This window comes from Sinorhizobium meliloti, assembly GCF_017876815.1.
Lineage (GTDB): Bacteria > Pseudomonadota > Alphaproteobacteria > Rhizobiales > Rhizobiaceae > Sinorhizobium > Sinorhizobium meliloti.
Map to the genome: position 1 here is coordinate 167,839 of NZ_JAGIOS010000002.1, position 19,497 is coordinate 187,335.

Consider the following 19,497-nt stretch of genomic DNA (forward strand, 5'->3'; position numbering starts at 1 on the left):
GCCCAACTGGACTCATCTAACTTCCTATCTGGATATAAGGCAATCCGAAGCGTGGGCCTATTTCTATTCAGCAAGCAAAGACCGTCATTCAATGTACGGCGCGACCCCGCAAAAAGCGGGGCGACATAACCAAAGAGGGTAACGACATGATCCACCTTAGAAGTTTCAAGCACTTGTCCGGAGCCGTGGCTATCGCCGCCGGCGTCCTCACTTCCTTCGCCGCCCAAGCGGAAACCAGCGTCGTCGTGGGCTATCAGCAGATCGTCGGTCCGTTCATCTCGGCGATTGCCGACGGTCGTTTCGATGCCGCAGCGAAGGAAGCCGGCTATACGATCGATTGGCGCCAGTTCAGCTCCGGCGGTGACATTTCGACGGCGCTCGCCTCCGGAAACGTGCCGATAGGTGTCATCGGCTCGACCGGAACGACAGCCGCAGCGTCCCGCGGCGTCGAGCTCGAACTCTTCTGGATCCTCGACAATATCGGCAAGTCGGAAGCACTCGTCGCACGAGAAGGATCCGGCATCGAAAAGCCGGAAGACCTGAAGGGAAAGAATGTGGGTGTCCCCTTCGTCTCGACGTCGCACTTCCATCTGCTGGTCGGCCTCGAACAGGTATGGAAAACCGATCCGAGGGAAGTGAACATCCTCAACATGAAGCCGCCGCAGATCGTCGCTGCCTGGCAGCGCGGCGATATCGATGCCGCCTATGTCTGGCCGCCGGCTCTGTCGGAACTCCTGAAGAGCGGCAAGGTCATCTCCGATTCCGAGGCGATCGGCGCCGCGAGCGTGCCGACCTTCGACGGGCTTGTGGCCGACAAGGAATGGGCGGAGGAAAACCCCAAATTCATGGCCGCCTTCACCAAGGTGCTCGCGGACGCCTATGCCGATTACAAGGCGAATGGCAGCGGCTGGAAGGCCGACTCGCCGCAGGTCCAGGGCATGGTCAAGCTGATCGGCGGCGACGCCGAGGGTATCGTCCAGGCACTGAACCTCCTGTCCTTCCCGACCGCCGACGAACAGGTCTCCGATAAGTGGCTTGGCGGCGGCGCTGTCCGGGCGCTGGAGGCGAGCGCCAAGTTCCTGGTCGCTCAGAAACAGATCGACACTGCGCTCGACGACTACGCACCCTTCGTCAACAGCGCCTATGCGAAAGAAGCCGCCAAGTAGCAGACGACGCGCTCCCGCCCGAGCGTCGTGCGCGGTTAGGAGCGCCGCTGATACCCTCGACACAGCACTTTCCAGGAAGGCCTGCGATATGGAAACGCTCAACGTCAGCAATGTCAGTCTGACCTATCCCGGTCTCTATTCGGACCAGGCGGTTATCGCGCTCAAGGGCGTGAATCTCGAAATCAAAAGCGGCGATTTCGTCGTCGCGCTCGGTGCATCGGGCTGCGGCAAGACCACGCTCCTCAACCTGATGGCGGGCTTCATGGCGCCGAGCGACGGGGAAATCATGCTGGGAGACCGCCGCATCACCGGCCCGGGCGCCGACCGCGGCGTCGTCTTCCAGAAGCACGCGCTTCTCCCGTGGCTCAACGTCATCGACAATACCGAGTTCGGATTGAAGCTCAGGGGTGTCGACAAGGCGACCCGGCGAGACCTGGCGACGAGAAATCTCGCGCTTGTCGGGCTGCAGGATTTCCACCGGCACATGATTTATCACCTCTCCGGCGGCATGCAGCAACGTGTCGGCATCGCCCGCGCGCTCACCTGCGATCCGGCGATGCTGCTCATGGACGAGCCTATGGCTGCCCTCGACGCACTGACGCGCGAGACCATCCAGGAATTGCTGCTGGAAGTGTGGCAACTCACCAACAAGATGTTCTTCTTCATCACCCACAGCGTCGAGGAGGCGCTGTTCCTCGGCTCCAGGCTGATCGTGATGTCGCCCCGTCCGGGCCGCATCACCCATACCTACGAGCTCGATTTCAACAAACGCTTCCTGGAGAACGGCAATGCACGCGCAATCAAATCCAGCCGCGACTTCATCGACATGCGTGAAGAAATCCTCGGCATCATCTATGGCGACGAGCTCCAATCCGGCAACCCGGAGCTCCTCCATGCTTGAGGGTGTCGCAAAGAGCAAACCGGTTCGTCCGGGCAGGATCTACGGTGCGCCGGGCGACGGCATGAGCGGCCACATCAGCCTGCTCACGGCCCTTGCGTTCATCGCGCTCTGGCTGCTCGTGACCGAAATGGGCTGGATCAAGCCGCTGTTCCTGCCGTCGCCGCTCGCCGTCTGGGACAAGTTCGTGATCGCTCTTACCGAAGGCGTCTCGAACTCCACTTTGGCACAGCATACGCTGGCAAGTCTCGGCCGCGTGCTCGGAGCTTTCCTGCTGGCACTCGTCACGGCCGTTCCCGTCGGCATCCTGATGGGCGTCAACCGGGTCGTGCGCGGGCTCTTCGACCCGATCATCGAATTCTACCGGCCGCTGCCGCCGCTCGCCTATCTGCCGTTGATCATCATCTGGCTCGGCATCGGTGAATTCCCGAAAGTGTTCCTGATCTATCTGGCGATCTTCGCGCCGATGGCGATCGCCGCCAGAGCCGGTGTCCGCTCGGTCTCGACGGAACAGATCCATGCGGCTTACGCGATGGGCGCGACGCGAGCCCAGGTGATCGGACATGTGATCCTGAAGGCTGCTCTGCCGGAGATATTCACCGGCATGCGTATCGGGATCGGGGTCGGCTGGACCACGCTCGTCGCCGCCGAAATGGTGGCCGCCCATCGTGGCCTCGGCTTCATGGTGCTGAATGCCGCCGAATACCTCGCCAGCGATACGGTCATCATGGGCATCGTCGTCATCGGCGTCTTCGCCTTCGCCTTCGATCTCATGATCCGCTACCTCGAAAAGGCGCTCATTCCCTGGAAGGGCAAAGTGTGACGGCAGCCGCTCGGACCTAGTCGGCCGCCCCGGACAACCTCTTCTCAAGCATTTGAACGGGCCCACGGCCGCCCGCCCGGCGAAGCCATGCCCAGGCATGAACAAGGAATTTCGACATGACCGCCGAAGATCTTGCAAAGCTTTTCGACGCCTTCAACAGGCACGACATCGACAACGTCATGGCCTTTTTCGCCGCCGATTGCGTCTTCAACGCCGTTGCCGGCCCGGAGGCCTGCGGCAAGCGCATCGCCGGCGCCGAAGCGATCGCCGATGCCTTCTCAGGCGTATGGACGGCAATGCGGGATGCCCATTGGGATCATCACAGCCACTTCGTCCACGGTGATCGCGCCGTCTCCGAGTGGACGTTCTCGGGGACCAATGAGGACGGTACGCGCATCGTCGCAGAAGGCTGCGATCTCTTCACGCTTCGCGACGGAAAGATCGTCCGCAAGCAGGCATTCCGAAAGAACCGACCGCTCATCGAACCGCAGCCGAGATACTGAGAGCCTCCAGGGCAGGATCACGACATGGAACACCAACTGGCCAGACCGATCGCATCGCGGAAGCCCTTCGATCCGACCTATGATCCGATCCGCGCGCCCAATCCGGGCGACGGCAAGGACTATGCGCCGACCTACTGGATCGGCACGGCCGGCACTCCGCCTGCCGACGATGGGCCCGTTAGCGGCGATATGGACGTCGACGTCGCTATCGTCGGCTCCGGATATACGGGGCTCTCCTGCGCGATCCATCTGGCCCAGGAGCATGGCATCAAGGCGACGGTGCTCGAAGCCAATGGCGTCGCCTGGGGCTGCAGCACCCGCAATGGCGGTCAGGCGCAGATTTCCGCCGGCCGGCTCAAGCGTTCGCAATGGATCGAGCGCTGGGGCGTCGATGTGGCCAAAAGGCTGCATGGCGAAATCAGCGAAGCCTTCGATCTGTTCCGGGACCTGATCCGCTCGCCCGAGATCGACTGCGACCCTCAGGACGGCGGCCATCTTTATATCGCCCATCGGGACAAGGTGATGCCGGCGCTCGAAGCCGAGTCTCGGCTTCTCAACGAGGTTTTCGGCTACCGGTCGCGTATCGTCGGCCGCGATGAGGTCCACCGCGACTTCGTACGCGACGAGGAGGCGAGGGGGGCGATGTACGAACCGGACGGCATGGGCATCCACGCGGCCAAGCTCGCCTTCGGCTACCTCAATCTGGCACGCAAGCTCGGTGCGCGGGTCCACACGGCCAGCCCCGTTCTCGGCTGCGACTGGAAGAACGGCGCCTATCATCTGACTACGCCGGGCGGCACCGTTCGTGCGCGCGCCGTCTGCATTGCGACGGCGGGCTATACCTCGCCGGACCTGCATACGCTGACGCGGCACCGGCTGATGCCGATCCTCTCGAACTCGATCGTCACGCGCCCGCTGACCGAGGAAGAACGCGCCGAACTGAACTTCAAGACGCGGATCCCGCTCACCGATACGCGCACGCTGCGCCACTACTACCGGATGATGCCGGACGGCCGCGTGCAGATCGGCAGCCGCAGCGCCATCACCGGCCGCGATGCGGTCAACCCCAAACATCTCGATCGGCTGCTCGAAGGGCTCTACCGAAAGTATCCGATCCTGAAGGGGATCACGATCGACTATTCCTGGTGGGGCTGGGTCGATGTCAGCCACGACATGATGCCGCGGATCTTCCGGCCCGATCCAAAACAGCCGCTGTTCTATGCGATGGGCTATGGCGGCAACGGCGTCATGTATTCCGCCCAGGCCGGCCGCCGCATGGCCCAGATGGTGGCGGGCAAGGGCGGCGCACTCGACCTGCCGATCTTCACGTCGCCGCTCCCGAGCCACGGCCTGCTCACGCCTTTCAGACGCCTCGGCCAGTGGGGCATGTATCGCTGGTACTACCTCAAGGACGAAATTCTTTAGCCGCCCGGTCGGCCTTACCCTCAACGCGAAAGGAACATGACATGAAAATGACGACCGAAGAGGCGTTTGTAAAAGTCCTGCAGATGCACGGCATCGAGCATGCGTTCGGGATCATCGGCTCGGCGATGATGCCCGTATCGGACTTGTTTCCGAAGGCGGGCATCCGGTTCTGGGACTGTGCCCACGAGACCAATGCCGGCATGATGGCCGACGGCTTCAGCCGGGCGACCGGCACAATGTCGATGGCGATCGGCCAGAACGGCCCCGGTGTGACCGGTTTCATCACGGCGATGAAGACGGCCTACTGGAACCATACGCCGCTGCTCATGGTCACGCCGCAGGCGGCCAACAAGACCATCGGCCAGGGCGGCTTCCAGGAAGTCGACCAGATGGCGATGTTCGAGGAGATGGTCTGCTACCAGGAGGAAGTGCGCGATCCGAGCCGCATTCCCGAAGTCCTCAACCGGGTCATCGAGAAGGCATGGCGCGGTTGCGCACCGGCGCAGATCAACATCCCGCGGGACTTCTGGACTCAGGTGATCGACGTGGACCTGCCGCGCATCGTCCGCTTCGAGCGGCCGGCCGGCGGACCTGCGGCCATCGCCCAAGCCGCGCGGCTACTTTCGGAAGCGAAGTTCCCGGTCATTCTCAACGGCGCCGGTGTCGTCATCGGCAACGCCATCCAGGAATCCATGGCACTGGCGGAGAAGCTGGATGCGCCGGTGTGCTGCGGCTATCAGCACAACGACGCCTTTCCCGGAAGCCATAGGCTGTCGGTCGGGCCCTTGGGCTACAACGGCTCGAAGGCGGCGATGGAATTGATCAGCAAGGCAGATGTCGTGCTGGCATTGGGTACGCGGCTCAATCCGTTCTCGACACTGCCCGGCTATGGCATAGACTATTGGCCGAAGGATGCGGCGATCATCCAGGTCGACATCAATGCCGACCGGATCGGCCTGACCAAGAAGGTGACGGTCGGCATTTGCGGTGATGCGAAACAGGTGGCGCAGCAGATTCTTCAGCAGCTTGCGCCCGCCGCCGGCGACGCAAGCCGCGAGGAGCGCAAGGCGCTGGTCCATCAGACGCGCTCGGCCTGGCTGCAGCAGCTCTCGTCGATGGACCATGAGGATGACGATCCGGGCACGGAGTGGAACGTCGGCGCACGCCAGCGCGAGCCCGATCGCATGTCGCCTCGCCAGGTCTGGCGGGCGATCCAGGCCGTGCTTCCGAAAGAGGCGATCATCTCCACCGACATCGGCAACAACTGCGCGATCGGCAACGCCTATCCGAGCTTCGAACAGGGCAGGAAATATCTGGCGCCGGGCATGTTCGGCCCCTGCGGCTACGGTTTCCCGTCGATCGTCGGTGCCAAGATCGGCTGCCCGGACGTGCCGGTGGTCGGCTTTGCCGGCGACGGCGCCTTCGGCATCTCGATGAACGAGATGACGTCGATCGGCCGCGAGGGCTGGCCGGCGATCACCATGGTGATCTTCCGCAACTACCAGTGGGGGGCGGAGAAGCGGAATACGACGCTCTGGTACGACAACAACTTCGTCGGCACCGAGCTCAATCCGAACCTGAGCTACGCCAAGGTTGCAGATGGCTGCGGCCTCAAGGGCGTGACGGTCGACACGCCGGCCGCACTCACCGAGGCGCTTGCAAAGGCGATCGAGGACCAGGCCAAGGGGATCACCACCTTTGTCGAGGTCGTCCTCAACCAGGAACTCGGCGAGCCCTTCCGCCGCGATGCGATGAAGAAGCCGGTAGCGGTGGCCGGCATCGATCGCGCCGACATGCGCACCCAGCGACGTATGTAAGAAACTCTCGCGACTCGCTCGGCGGTGATCACCGCCGAGCTCATTCAACGGGAAGAAAAGATGGACGCGATCTCCAAAACCGAGCGACGGAAGCAATCCCTGTCGGTCGTCCTGTCGACCTATGGACCGGGTCTGCTGGTGACGGCCGCCGTCGCCATGGCTGCCCAGTTCCTGTCGGAGCATTACGGGGCGCCGGCGATGCTGATGGCGCTGCTGCTGGGGATCGCCTTCCACTTCCTGGCGGAAGAAGGCCGTTGCGTCGCGGGCATCGAGCTATCGGCAAAGCTGGTCTTGAGGATCGGTGTGGCGCTGCTCGGCATGCGCATCAGCGTAGACCTTCTGATCGGCCTCGGCGGCGGCACCATTCTGCTGCTCGTCTCGGCGATCGTGGCAACCATCCTGTTCGGCCTCGTGGCTGCCCGCCTGCTTGGCCGGGGGTGGCGTCTCGCGCTTCTCACCAGCGGCGCGGTCGCCATTTGCGGCGCCTCGGCCGCCATGGCCATCGCCGCCGTGCTGCCCCGCAACGAGTTTTCCGAGCGCAATCTGATCTTCACCGTGCTGTCGGTGACCGTGCTCAGCACGCTTGCGATGATCGGTTATCCGATCGTCGCCGAGTATCTCGGGCTCGACGGTCAGGCCACCGGCATCTTTTTCGGCGGCACCATCCATGATGTCGCCCAGGTGGTGGGAGCCGGCTTTTCGGTCTCGCCGGAGGCGGGCGAGACCGCGACGCTCGTCAAGCTCATCCGGGTGACGATGCTGGCGCCGGTCGTCCTGATCTTTTCCCTCGTCCTGCGCAGCGTTCCGCAGGAGGGCGCGTCGATCGGAAAGCGCGCGCCGCTCGTGCCGGGCTTCGTCCTGGCGTTCCTCGTTCTCGCGGGCTTCAATTCCGCCGGGCTGGTGCCGGTGCTCGCAAGCGAGGTCGGAATGGCGATATCGAGATGGGCGCTGCTGGCGGGCATCGTCGCCGTCGGCATGAAGACGTCGCTGCGCCGCGTCCTCGAAGTTGGCGGAGATGCCGTTGCGCTCGTCGTGGCCGAAACGCTGTTCATCGCCGTCTTCATCCTCGCCGGCATGTACTATCTGGGACACAGCTGATGAAACCTCTCGATCGCATCATCGACGCCGCAAGGAAAGCGCCGCGGCACGTCGTCCTTCCCGAAGGCGAGGACCCCCGGATCGTCGCCGGCGCCGTGCAGGCGAGGCGGGAAGGCCTGGCGGCGATTACGCTGGTCGGAAACCGCGAGGTGATCACGCAGAGGCTCGCAGCCCTGGACGCGATCCCGCAGGAATTCCGGATCGAGGACCCGGCGTGCTCTCCGCTTACCGATGATTTTGCGACTGCCTATCTCGAACGCAGAAGGAGCAAAGGTGTCGATGCGGCCGCGGCTCGGGCGGCCGTCCTTTCACCGCTGACCTTCGCCGCGATGATGGTGCGCGAAGGAATAGCCGATGGGACTGTCGGCGGCGCGGTCGCGACGACCGCAGACACGGTTCGTGCCGCATTGCAGGTGATCGGCAGGGCGCCCGGCGTCGGGCTCGTCTCCAGTTTCTTCCTCATGATGCTCTGCGAGCCCCATCACGCGCGGAAGGGCGCCTTCGTCTTTGCGGATTGCGGCCTGGTCGTGGACCCGGACGCAGCCGGTCTCGCCGACATCGCGCGCATGTCGGCCAAGTCCTATGAAATGCTTGCAGGAGAACGGGCGAAAGTCGCGATGCTCTCTTTCTCGACAGGCGGCAGTGCCGCTCACGAGCGCGTTTCGAAGGTCGTCGAGGCGACCGGCATGGCGCGGCGCGCCGAGCCCGATCTTATCATCGACGGCGAATTGCAGTTCGACAGCGCCTTCGTCGAGGCCGTCTGTCTGACCAAGGCGCCGCATTCGGCGCTGCGCGGGGAGGCCAATGTCTTCGTGTTCCCGAACCTGGACGCGGCCAATATCGGCTACAAGATCGCCCAGCGGATCGGCGGCGCGACGGCAATCGGCCCGATCCTCCAGGGACTTTCACGGCCCGCCAACGATCTTTCGCGCGGCTGCACTGCGGCCGACGTCTTCCATATGATTGCCGTGACCGTCGTTCAGGCAGCATGACCTCCGTTTCGCCGTGCCGCCTTACGGCTCACAAAACATCACAAATCGCAAATTATGCACCGCATCGCAGCCGTCCTGCACCGCGCGCTTCATGTCCGCGACGTGGCTTGCGGCGCGCCACAAATATTGCAACTTTGTCCGCATGTCCAAATTGCCGAACACCCGGGCGCTCGCGCCCCGCCGCCACGAAGAAATATTGAGGCGCGTCGCTTCCGAAGGCTCGGTGAGCATTGCCGAGCTTGCCGCCTATTTCGACGTCTCGCGCGAAACGATCCGCCGGGACATGAAGTTGCTGGCGGATCGCGGCCAGCTCGATGTCGTGCATGGCGGCGCCACACTGTTCGAAGCAACCGAGCCGGCGCTGGTCCTGCGAAGCGGGGAAAACGCCGCTGCAAAGGCAGCGATCGGCCGCAAGGCGGCCGAACTGGTCAAGGACGGCATGGTGGTCTTCCTCGATTCCGGCACGACGACGCTGGCCGTCGCGCATGCATTGGGCGGTCTGCGTGACCTGACCGTCTGCACCACCGGCCTCGCCATAGCGCTGCACATGTGCCGCCAGCCGCAAGTCCGGGTGCATATGCTGGGCGGCGAGATCGACCCTGCCGAGGAGGCGGCAGTGGGCCTCGACGCGCTGGAGGCAATCGGCCGCTTCCGAGTGGACATCGCCTTTCTGGGCGGGGGAGGACTTTCTCCTGACGGCGAGGTTACCGACTTCACCCGCAACGGCGCCGAGCAGCGCTCGCGCATGATCGCCATGGCGGGCAAAGCCTACTTCGTCCTCGACAGTTCGAAATTCGGACGGCTGACTCCCCTTCGCATACCCGGGTTCCATCAGGCGGCCGGTGTGATCGTGGATACGCCGCCGCCCCCGACGATCTCGGAAGCACTCGGGCGAAAAGGCCCGCGCCTCGTCGTCGCCGCAGAGTGATGTTGCATTTTGTTGCGTTTGTTGTTGCATTCTGTGACTTCGTGACTATGCTGACACCAGTCCATTGGGAGGTCGGTTCATGGCGCAGGAATTTCCAACACAGGCGCGGGTCGTCATCATCGGCGGCGGCATCATAGGCTGCTCGGTCGCCTATCATCTCACGAAGCTCGGCTGGACCGACGTGGTCCTGCTGGAGCAGGGGCAACTCAGCGGCGGGACCACCTGGCATGCGGCCGGCCTTGTCGGGCAGTTGCGTAGCCATGCCAACATGACCGGCCTCATCCGATACTCGACGCAGCTCTACAGTGAGCTGGAGGCAGAGACGGGCCTTGCGACGGGCTGGAAGAATTGCGGCTCGCTCGCCGTTGCGCGCACGAGCGATCGCATGACCGTGCTGAAGCGGACCGCAGCCTCGGCGCGGGCGCAAGGGGTTGCCGTCGAGGTGATCTCACCGCGGGAAGCCGCCGATCTCTGGCCGGTGATGGCGATGGACGATCTCGTCGGAGCCGTCTGGCTTCCGGGAGACGGCAAGGCCAATCCGACGGACCTCACCCAGTCGCTGGCGAAGGGGGGGCGCAACCACGGCGCCCGCATTATCGAGCGCGTGCGCGTGACGGGCATCACGGTCAAGGACGGGACGGTGCGTGGCGTCGAGACCGACCGGGGGGATATCGCCGCCGAAATCGTCGTCAATTGCGCCGGCCAGTGGGCGCGCAAGGTCGGGCTGATGTGCGGCGTGACGGTCCCCCTGCACTCGGCCGAGCACATGTATATCGTTACCGGCAAGATCGAGGGGGTGCATCCGGACCTGCCGGTGCTGCGCGACCCGGACGGCTACATCTATTTCAAGGAGGAAGTCGGAGGTCTCGTCATGGGCGGCTTCGAGCCGGAAGCTAAGCCCTGGGGCATGAACGGCATTCCGGACGACTTCGAATTCGCCTTGCTGGCCGATGATTGGGGCCAGTTCGAGATTCTGATGCAGAACGCGCTCGTGCGCGTGCCGCAGCTCGAAACGACCGAAGTCAGGAAATTCTACAACGGCCCGGAGAGCTTCACGCCGGACAATAATTTCATTCTCGGCGAGGCGCCGGAACTGCGGAATTTCTATGTCGGCGCAGGCTTCAACTCCATGGGCATCGCCAGCGCGGGGGGCGCCGGGCGGGCTCTCGCCGAATGGATCGTCAACGGTGCGCCGACGATGGATCTCTGGCCGGTCGACATTCGCCGCTTCGCGAGCTTCAACAACAACCCGCGCTGGCTGCACGACCGGGTGAAGGAAACGCTCGGACTGCACTATGCGATGCCATGGCCGAACCGCGAGCTGCACACGGCGCGTCCATTCCGGCGCTCGCCGCTCTACGACCGGCTTGCCTCCAAGGGTGCATGCTTCGGTTCGAAGATGGGATGGGAGCGCGCGAACTGGTTTGCCGAAGCAGGCCAAAGATCGGAAACGGACTATGCCTTCGGTCGGCAGAACTGGCATGAGGCGGTAAAGCGGGAGATGAACGCGACGCGACAAGCTGCTGGGATATTTGATCAAACGTCATTTGCCAAACTGCTTGTGCAGGGGCGGGACGCAGCGAAGGCGCTCAACCGCATCTGCGCCGCGGACGTCGATGTCGGGATCGGCCGGTCGGTCTATACGGGCATGCTCAACGAACGGGGCGGCTATGAAAGCGACCTGACGGTGATGCGGCTCGCCGCCGACCGGTTCCTCATCGTCACCGGATCGGCGCAGGCGGTGCACGACGCCGATTGGATCCGCAGGAACACCTCACCGGACGCCCATGTCACCCTCACCGGCGTGACCTCGGCTTACGCGGTGCTGGCGCTGATGGGACCGAATGCGCGCAACATACTCGGTCGAATCACCTCCGCCGACCTCTCGAATGCGGGCTTTCCCTTTGCGACCATCCGTGAGATCGACATCGGCTATGCGACGGCCTACGCCAACCGAATGACCTATGTCGGCGAACTCGGCTGGGAACTGATCGTGCCCAGTGAATTTGCCGTGGGCGTCTACGAGGCGCTGCACCAGGCGGGGCGCGATCTAGGGCTCGTCGATTGCGGCTATTACGCTCTCGAGGCGCTCCGCATCGAGAAAGGCTTTCGCGCCTGGAGCCGCGAATTGACGCCCGACATCAATCCTCACGAAGCGGGGCTCGCCTTCGCCGTATCGTTCGACAAGCCGGGCGGCTTCATCGGCCGCGAGGCTTTGATGCGGGCAAAGCACGCCGGCGCCCCTGTCAGACGCATCGTGCAGTTCACCCTGGATGATCCCGAGCCGATGCTTTGGGGCGGGGAACTCATCCTGCGTGACGGCAAACCTGTCGGCGAAGTCCGCTCAGCCGCCTATGGCCACACGCTTGGCCTCTCGGTCGCACTCGGTCTCATCGAGGATCGTGGAGGGGTCGATCGGGAGTTCATCGCAAGCGGAAGTTTCGAGATCGATCTTGCCGGTGAGCGCCACCCGGCAACCGCTCACCTGAAGTGCCCCTATGACCCGAAGTCGGAGCGCGTGCGGGCGGATGCCGGGGAGCCGCGAGCCGCCGCCTGAAGCGGGCTGCTCCAATCACCTCTCCGCCAGCGAGCGGGCAATCTCGAAGAAGGCGCGCACGAGCTTTCCGCCGCTGCGCTCCTTCAGGCAGATCAACGCCTCGTCCATCAGCATTTCGGCGCCCACGATCTCGATCGGCGCGAGACGTCCGTCCCGGCCGAATTCCGCGGCTGAGACGAAGCCTACCCCGGCACCGGCCGCGACGATCTCCCGCACGGCCTCCCGGCCTTCCGCTTCGATGGCGGGCTTCAGGGCGACGCCGGCGGCGGCTGCGAAATCCTCGAGCTTCTGCCGCGTCTTCGAACCGCGCTCGCGCATCACCAGCGGCTGGCCCGAGAGTTCCTCGAGACTGACGGTACTTCGCCGGGCGATCGGATGTTCGGTCGATGCGAAAGCGATGATCGGCGTCGAGTTCAGCTTGACGATGTCGAACTCCCGGCTTTCGGGAACCTCGCCGAGCACGCCGATGTCGGCCTCGTAGGAATAGAGGCTGGTGATGACCGTTTCCGTGTTGCCGGCCCTCAGGGAGATCTGAACCGACGGATATTTCTGACGAAAGGCCGCGAGGATGTGAAGCAGATGGTGGGCGGCGTCGGCAACGATGCGAAGCGTGCCGGCCCGCAATGCGCGCGATTCCGAAAGCAGATCGAGCGCCTGCTGCTCGGTGTCGAACATGCGGCGGGTGATCTCCAGCAGCTGGTGACCGGCCTGGGTCAGCGTCACCTGTTTCTTGTTCCGGTTGAAGAGGAGCACGTCATATTCCTCTTCCAGCTTGCGCACCTGATCCGACACGGCCGGCTGCGTGAGGAACAGCGCCTCTGCCGCACGGGAGAAGCCTCCACAAACCGCAACATTGTGGAACGCGCGAAGCTGGACGTAACGCATGGGCCCTTCCAATCATAAGCTGATCTAATCAAACGATAGAAACGAACGATTTGATTTATGTAAAGGGAAAAGTGACGGTCTTCGGATTGGTTTCCGGAGCGATTGAAAATGACTCTCGTTGCCCTCTCGCTGCATCTCGCCGGCGCGACCGTACTGCTGCTCTACGCGGTGCATCTCGTCCGCAGCGGCGTCGAGAACGCCTATGGCACGTCGTTGAAGCGTGTGCTTGCAAGGGGAGGGGAGCGACGCATTTACGCCGCCGCGAGCGGCACGGTCCTTGCAGTCCTGTTGCAAAGCTCGACCGCCGTGGCAATGCTCGCCTCCGGTCTTTCGGCGAGCGGCTATCTTACCCTGAACACCAGCCTTGCCGTCCTGCTGGGAGCGGATCTCGGCTCGGCGCTGGTGGTTCGTGTTCTTTCGTTCGACCTGGGCTGGCTGTCGCCGCTCCTGCTTGCGGCCGGCGGGCTGCTTTACCTGAAGGGCAGAAGCGACAAGCCCCGCGAACTCGGCCGCATGCTGCTCGGCATCGGCTTCGTCCTCATGTCGCTGAAGCTGATCGGCGAGGCGACCTTGCCGTTGAAGCAGAGCGACGTGTTGCCCGCCGTCGTCGGCTATCTCGCGGAGGACCAGGTGACGGCCTTCGCGGCGGCGATGCTCTTCACCTGGATCGTGCATTCGAGCGTCGCGGTCCTGATCCTCATCCTGGGTTTTGCCGCACAGGGACTTTTGCCGGTCGAGGCAGGTCTGCCGCTGATCCTCGGCGCCAATCTCGGCAGCGGGTTGATCGCCATGTGGCTGACGCGCGGGTTTTCAGCCGAGGCGCGGCGCGTCGCGGCCGGCAATCTCCTCTTCCGGGCTTTCGGCGCCGCGATCGCCTTGCTGGTGATCGGCCCCTTCTCGGCAGAACTTCAACATCTTGGCGCCACCGCGGCGGAGCAGCTCGTTCATTTTCATCTGGCCTTCAACGCCTGCCTCGTGATCTTTTGCCTGCCGCTCTCGCAGCTTGCCGCCAGCGCCGTTACGTCGCTCATCAAATCGGATCTCAAGAGCTCCGAAGACAGCGACACGCTTGCGCGACGAATCAGCGCGCTCGACCAGGCTCTGCTCGACAGCCCCGACGCGGCCCTCGCCGCCGCGACGCGCGAGGTGCTGTTCATGGGCGAGGTGGTCGAGCGGATGCTCTGTCCGGTGATGGAGCTTCTGGAGCATCCGAGCCCGGCGAAGATCGAGGAAATCCGCCGGCTCGACGGATATGTCAACCGCGCCCACCGCGACATCAAGCTCTATCTCGCAGCAATCCATCGCGGCGTGCTCGACGAGCGTCAGTCGCGGCGGGGTGTAGAACTCATCGACATCGCCATCAATCTCGAACATGCCGGCGACATCGTATCCAAGACCCTGGTCGAAATCGCCCGCGACAAGCTGGAGAACGGCAACAACTTCTCCGACGAGGGCTGGACCGAGCTCAAGGCGCTTCACGCCAGCGTGCGCGACAACATGCGTCTCGCATTCAACCTGCTGGTGTCGGATGACCCGGTAATGGCGCGAAAGCTCGTCCGGGAGAAGGAGCGGGTACGCGCGCTCGTGCGGGAAAGTCACGAACGGCATCTGGCGAGATTGCGGGCCGGGCGCGCGGAAAGCGTCGAGTCCAGCAACATGCACCTCGAAGTCGCGCGGGCACTCAAGGAGGTGAACTCCCTCCTGGCCACGCTCGCCTATCCGATCTTGAAGCAGCGAGGGGATCTGCTCGAGAGCCGGCTTGCGCTCGTCAAAGGGTGATAAGCTAAATCGATGTATCAATATGAAATATCGATTTTACAGATACATTCGAGATCGCCATCCTCGCCCTGTCCCGGCAGTTCTCAAAGGAGAGAAACCAGATGCCCGCAGATGCAAAGACGAATGACGTTCTCGAAGCGCCGAGATTGGGTGAGCCGTACCTGCTGACGCCTGGACCGCTGACCACCGCCTTTTCCGTAAAGGAGGCGATGCTGCGCGACTGGGGGTCATGGGACGGTGACTTCCGGGGCATGACGGCCGAGTTGCGTCGCGAACTGCTTGCGATTGCCGGAGACGAGAGCGGCCAATACGATTGCGTCCCCATGCAGGGCAGCGGCTCCTTCTCCGTGGAAGCCATGCTCGGCAGCTTCATTCCCCGCGACGGCAAGGTTCTGGTGCTGATGAACGGAGCCTACGGTCAGCGCATCGCCCAGACGCTCAAATATCTCGGCCGTGCTCACGTCTCGATCGACAAGGGCGACTATATGCCCCCGCGCGGCAGCGAGGTTGCGGCCGCTCTCGATGCAGATCCGGCAATCACCCATGTCGTGGTCGTCCATTGCGAGACGAGTTCGGGCATTCTCAATCCTCTCAAGGAGATTTCCGAGGCAGTCTACAGCCGCGGCCGCAAGCTGCTGGTCGACAGCATGAGCGCCTTCGGCGCGGTGCCCGCCGGTGTCGGTGATTTCCGTTATGAGGCGATCGTTTCCTCCGCCAACAAATGCATCGAAGGCGTTCCGGGTTTCGGCTTCGTCATCGCGCGCAAATCGGAACTGGAGGCTGCGAAGGACCGCAGCCACTCGTTGAGTCTCGACGTCCATGCGCAATGGGCCTACATGAACAAGACGGGTCAATGGCGCTTTACTCCGCCGACCCATGTCGTCGCCGCCTTTCTCGAGGCGCTGCGGCTGCATCGCAAGGAAGGCGGCGTTGCCGGACGCGGCGCGCGTTACGCGAACAACCGCGACGTCATGGTCGCCGGCATGCGCCAGCTCGGCTTCGAGACACTGCTTGGTGACGAATGGCTCTCGCCCATTATCGTGACCTTCTTCAGCCCCGCCCATCCGAACTTCAAGTTCGAGCGCTTCTACGAACTGATGAAGGCGAGGGGCTTCATCATCTATCCCGGCAAGCTCACCGTCGTCGACAGCTTCCGGATCGGCTGCATCGGCCAGATGGACTCGCATGTGATGCAAAAGGTGGTCGCCGCCGCCGCCGAGAGCCTCGCGAAGATGAGGGTCGACACCGCCACCCCGCCGGCGCTCGCGCTCGCCGAGCGCGCCCGCCTCGCCGCCTGACCGATCACCCCTCCAGGAGCACAACAGATGAACCAGATGTCCAAGATTTCGGTGACGGTGAATGGCCGCCGCTATCCGTGGCCCCGCGTACCGGCAATTGCGGTCTGCCTCGACGGATGCGAGCCGGCCTATCTCGATGCAGCGATCGACGCCGGGCTGATGCCCGCGCTGAAACGCATCAAGGAACGGGGCGCCGTGCGTCTGGCGCACAGCGTCATCCCGAGCTTTACCAATCCCAACAATCTCTCGATTGCAACCGGCAGTCCGCCGGCGGTGCACGGAATTTGCGGGAACTACCTCTACGAGCCGTCGACGGGCGAAGAGGTGATGATGAATGATCCGAAGTTCCTGCGCGCGCCCACCATTTTCCAGGCTTTCTATGATGCAGGCGCCCGGGTCGCGGTCGTCACGGCGAAGGACAAGCTGCGGGCGCTGCTCGGAAAAGGGCTCCGTTTCGACGAAGGTCGCGCCGTCTGCTTCTCGTCCGAAAAATCGGACAAGGCGACCCGCGCGGAGCACGGAATCGACAATGCTTCCGCCTGGCTCGGCCGGCCGGTTCCCGAGGTCTATTCGGCAGCGCTTTCGGAATTCGTCTTCGCTGCGGGCGTCAAGCTGCTCAGGGAGTTTCGTCCCGACATCATGTATCTGACGACGACCGACTATGTTCAGCACAAATATGCTCCCGGCGTCCCGGAAGCCAATTCCTTCTACGAAATGTTCGACCGGTATCTCGCCGAACTGGACGGGCTCGGAGCAGCCATCGTGGTCACCGCCGATCACGGCATGAAGCCGAAGCACAAGGCGGACGGCTCACCCGACGTCATCTATGTTCAGGACCTGCTCGACGAATGGCTGGGCAAGGATGCGGCCCGCGTTATCCTGCCGATCACCGACCCCTATGTCGTGCATCACGGCGCGCTCGGGTCCTTTGCCACCGCCTATCTTCCGGACGGATGCGACCGCAGCGAGATCATGGCAAGGCTGAAAGCGATCCAAGGCGTCGACGTCGTGCTCGGCCGCGAGGAGGCGTGCCGGCGCTTCGAGCTGCCGGAAGACCGCATTGGCGACATCGTCCTCGTCTCATCCGAAAACAAGACGCTCGGCACCAGCGAGCACCGGCACGACCTGGCCGCACTCGACGAACCGTTGCGCTCCCATGGCGGGCTGACCGAGCAGGAGGTTCCCTTCATCGTCAACCGCGTGCTGCCCGAACTCCCGAACGCTCCCCGGCTGCGCAACTTCGATGCGTTTTTCTACGCGGTCACGGCGGCGGCCGAGGCCGGTGCGGAGGGCGGGCTATGACGAAGGCGGAGGTCATAATCGCGGTGCGCCACGAACCGATGCGAATAGCCGGCCGCCTTGTCGACACGGACGACCGCGTAGAAGTCCGCTATCCCTGGAACGACACTGTCGTCGGCACCGTACCCGCCGGCCGCGCCGAACACGCAAGAGAGGCTTTTGCGATCGCGGCCGCCTATCAGCCGAAGCTCACGCGCTACGAGCGGCAGAAAATCCTGCTGGCGACCGCGGAGGCGCTGGCCGCCCGCAAGGAGGAGATTTCCGACGTCATCACGCTGGAACTCGGCATCTCGAAGGCGGACTCGCTCTATGAAGTCGGGCGCGCCTTCGACGTCTTTACGCTTGCCGGCCAGATGTGCATCCGCGACGACGGCGAGATCTTCTCCTGCGACCTCACGCCCCACGGAAAGGCGCGCAAGATTTTTACGATGCGCGAACCCCTGACCGCAATTTCGGCGATCACCCCGTTCAATCACCCGTTGAACATGGTGGCGCACAAGGTCGCGCCGGCGATTGCGACCAACAACTGCGTGGTGGTGAAGCCGACCGAGCTCACGCCGATGACGGCGCTGCTGCTCGCCGACATTCTTTACGAGGCCGGCCTGCCGCCGGAAATGCTTTCGGTCGTCACCGGCTGGCCTGCCGATATCGGCATGGAAATGATCACCAACCCGCATGTCGATCTCGTCACCTTCACGGGCAGCGTTCCTGTCGGGAAGCTGATCGCCGCCAATGCGCACTACAAACGCCAGGTACTCGAACTCGGCGGCAACGACCCGTTGATCATCCTCAACGACCTGTCCGACGACGACCTCGCCCGGGCCGCCGACCTTGCGGTCGCCGGGGCCACGAAAAATTCCGGCCAGCGCTGCACGGCAGTCAAACGCATTCTTTGCCAGGAGAGCGTCGCGGACCGTTTCGTGCCGTTGGTTCTCGAACGGGCGAAACGCTTGCGTTTCGGGGATCCGATGGACCGGTCTACCGATCTCGGGACCGTCATTCACGAAAAGGCGGCGGCACTTTTCGAAGAGAGGGTGATGCGTGCGGCGGAGGAGGGGGCCGACATTCTCTACCATCCCGGGAGAAGCGGCGCGCTCCTGCCACCGATCGTCGTCGATCGGGTGCCGCATCAGTCGGACCTCGTGCTGGAGGAGACCTTCGGTCCGATCATACCGATCGTGCGGGTTCCCGACGACGATGACGCAACGATCACCCTGTCGAACTCCACGGCCTTCGGTCTCTCCTCCGGCGTCTGCACCAATGATTACCGCAGGATGCAGAAATACATAGCCGGGCTGAAGGTCGGAACGGTCAACATCTGGGAAGTGCCCGGCTATCGCATTGAAATGTCGCCCTTCGGCGGAATCAAGGACTCCGGAAACGGCTACAAGGAAGGCGTGATCGAGGCGATGAAAAGCTTCACCAACGTCAAGACTTTTTCGCTCCCTTGGCCGTAAGGAAACTTGCCCCCGAGTAGTACTAGGGCATGTTCATATCTGCTCCTCTGGCGGGAGCCGTTGCCATGGGGAGAAACCGGCTTCCAGTTATGCGGTCTGCCGACGGCATCGCTTGGGAGAGGTGAAGGTCAAGCCGCTTGTCGTCTCCCCCCTTGTGGGGGAGATGGCCGGCAGGCCAGAGGGGGTTGAACGCCAAACTCTGCATCCGCCGCAGACGAATTTGCCGCGAGCATACCCTGCAGCACTCCGAAGATGCAGTCATACGACTGCGTCACGTAGTCTTGATGGGCGAGCGGGAGAGCAGACCCCCTCTGGCCTGCCGGCCATCTCCCCCACAAGGGGGGAGAATACCTGCGGCGGGCCCTCGCTCCCGCTTCTGCGTTCTGCCCGTGGCATCGTTTTGGGCATGCGAAGGTCAAACCGTTTATCGTCTGCCCCAAGGCAATGGTCCCGCGGGAGGGTCAGATGTGTATATGCCCTAGTCCAGTAGTAGAGGAAGGGAGCGGCCCGATGGCCGCTCCTTTCGTCTCGAGACCCTGCGCGAAGCTATATAAGCTGGAACAATACTTATA

15 protein-coding genes are annotated in these 19,497 nt (G+C 63.4%); 14 read left to right on the forward strand and 1 reads right to left on the reverse strand.

Annotated features, from left to right (window positions below):
• The first annotated feature begins 146 nt into the window (after positions 1–146).
• From tauA to JOH52_RS19780, 10 genes are all read left to right on the forward strand, one after another.
• Positions 147–1,166, forward strand: coding sequence for a taurine ABC transporter substrate-binding protein (gene tauA / locus JOH52_RS19735; protein WP_010975809.1), 1,020 nt, complete (start codon positions 147–149; stop codon positions 1,164–1,166).
• Positions 1,167–1,254: 88 nt separating this feature from the next.
• Entirely contained in the window at positions 1,255–2,067 is an 813-nt protein-coding gene (locus JOH52_RS19740) for a taurine ABC transporter ATP-binding protein (RefSeq protein WP_010975810.1), read from the forward strand.
• A complete protein-coding gene (locus JOH52_RS19745) occupies positions 2,060–2,887 on the forward strand; it encodes an ABC transporter permease subunit (protein ID WP_010975811.1) in 828 nt (275 codons plus the stop codon). The genes JOH52_RS19740 and JOH52_RS19745 overlap by 8 nt, the downstream gene beginning before the upstream one ends.
• A 116-nt stretch (positions 2,888–3,003) precedes the next feature.
• Positions 3,004–3,390: a nuclear transport factor 2 family protein gene (locus JOH52_RS19750; RefSeq protein WP_010975812.1), complete on the forward strand. Its 387-nt coding sequence runs from the start codon at positions 3,004–3,006 to the stop codon at positions 3,388–3,390.
• Between the two features lie 24 nt (positions 3,391–3,414).
• A complete protein-coding gene (locus JOH52_RS19755; protein ID WP_010975813.1) occupies positions 3,415–4,815 on the forward strand; it encodes an NAD(P)/FAD-dependent oxidoreductase in 1,401 nt (466 codons plus the stop codon).
• A 41-nt stretch (positions 4,816–4,856) separates the two neighbouring features.
• A complete protein-coding gene (gene xsc / locus JOH52_RS19760; protein ID WP_010975814.1) occupies positions 4,857–6,632 on the forward strand; it encodes a sulfoacetaldehyde acetyltransferase in 1,776 nt (591 codons plus the stop codon).
• 60 nt (positions 6,633–6,692) lie between these two features.
• Positions 6,693–7,730, forward strand: a complete 1,038-nt coding sequence (locus tag JOH52_RS19765; protein ID WP_010975815.1) for a YeiH family protein — start codon at positions 6,693–6,695, stop codon at positions 7,728–7,730.
• Complete coding sequence (gene pta / locus JOH52_RS19770) at positions 7,730–8,722, forward strand: phosphate acetyltransferase (RefSeq protein ID WP_010975816.1); 993 nt, start codon at positions 7,730–7,732, stop codon at positions 8,720–8,722. The genes JOH52_RS19765 and pta overlap by 1 nt, the downstream gene beginning before the upstream one ends.
• Positions 8,723–8,864: 142 nt before the next feature.
• Positions 8,865–9,650, forward strand: coding sequence for a DeoR/GlpR family DNA-binding transcription regulator (locus JOH52_RS19775; RefSeq protein WP_010975817.1), 786 nt, complete (start codon positions 8,865–8,867; stop codon positions 9,648–9,650).
• A 79-nt stretch (positions 9,651–9,729) separates the two neighbouring features.
• Positions 9,730–12,207 (forward strand): GcvT family protein, encoded by a 2,478-nt coding sequence (locus tag JOH52_RS19780; protein ID WP_127657755.1) that lies wholly within the window; start codon positions 9,730–9,732, stop codon positions 12,205–12,207.
• 15 nt (positions 12,208–12,222) lie between these two features.
• On the opposite strand, the gene JOH52_RS19785 is transcribed toward JOH52_RS19780, so the two are convergent.
• Positions 12,223–13,092: a LysR family transcriptional regulator gene (locus JOH52_RS19785; RefSeq protein ID WP_010975819.1), complete on the reverse strand. Its 870-nt coding sequence runs from the start codon at positions 13,090–13,092 to the stop codon at positions 12,223–12,225.
• 108 nt (positions 13,093–13,200) lie between these two features.
• On the opposite strand from JOH52_RS19785, the gene JOH52_RS19790 reads away from it, so the two are divergent.
• From JOH52_RS19790 to phnY, 4 genes are all read left to right on the forward strand, one after another.
• Positions 13,201–14,871 (forward strand): Na/Pi cotransporter family protein, encoded by a 1,671-nt coding sequence (locus tag JOH52_RS19790; protein WP_014527146.1) that lies wholly within the window; start codon positions 13,201–13,203, stop codon positions 14,869–14,871.
• 101 nt (positions 14,872–14,972) lie between these two features.
• Positions 14,973–16,169 carry a 2-aminoethylphosphonate--pyruvate transaminase gene (locus tag JOH52_RS19795; RefSeq protein WP_014527145.1) on the forward strand — a complete coding sequence of 399 codons (1,197 nt, stop codon included), beginning with the start codon at positions 14,973–14,975 and terminating at the stop codon, positions 16,167–16,169.
• 27 nt (positions 16,170–16,196) lie between these two features.
• Positions 16,197–17,471, forward strand: coding sequence for a phosphonoacetate hydrolase (gene phnA, locus JOH52_RS19800; RefSeq protein WP_010975822.1), 1,275 nt, complete (start codon positions 16,197–16,199; stop codon positions 17,469–17,471).
• Complete coding sequence (phnY, locus tag JOH52_RS19805) at positions 17,468–18,925, forward strand: phosphonoacetaldehyde dehydrogenase (protein ID WP_014527144.1); 1,458 nt, start codon at positions 17,468–17,470, stop codon at positions 18,923–18,925. Before phnA ends, phnY begins: the two co-directional genes overlap by 4 nt.
• Positions 18,926–19,497: the final 572 nt, after the last annotated feature.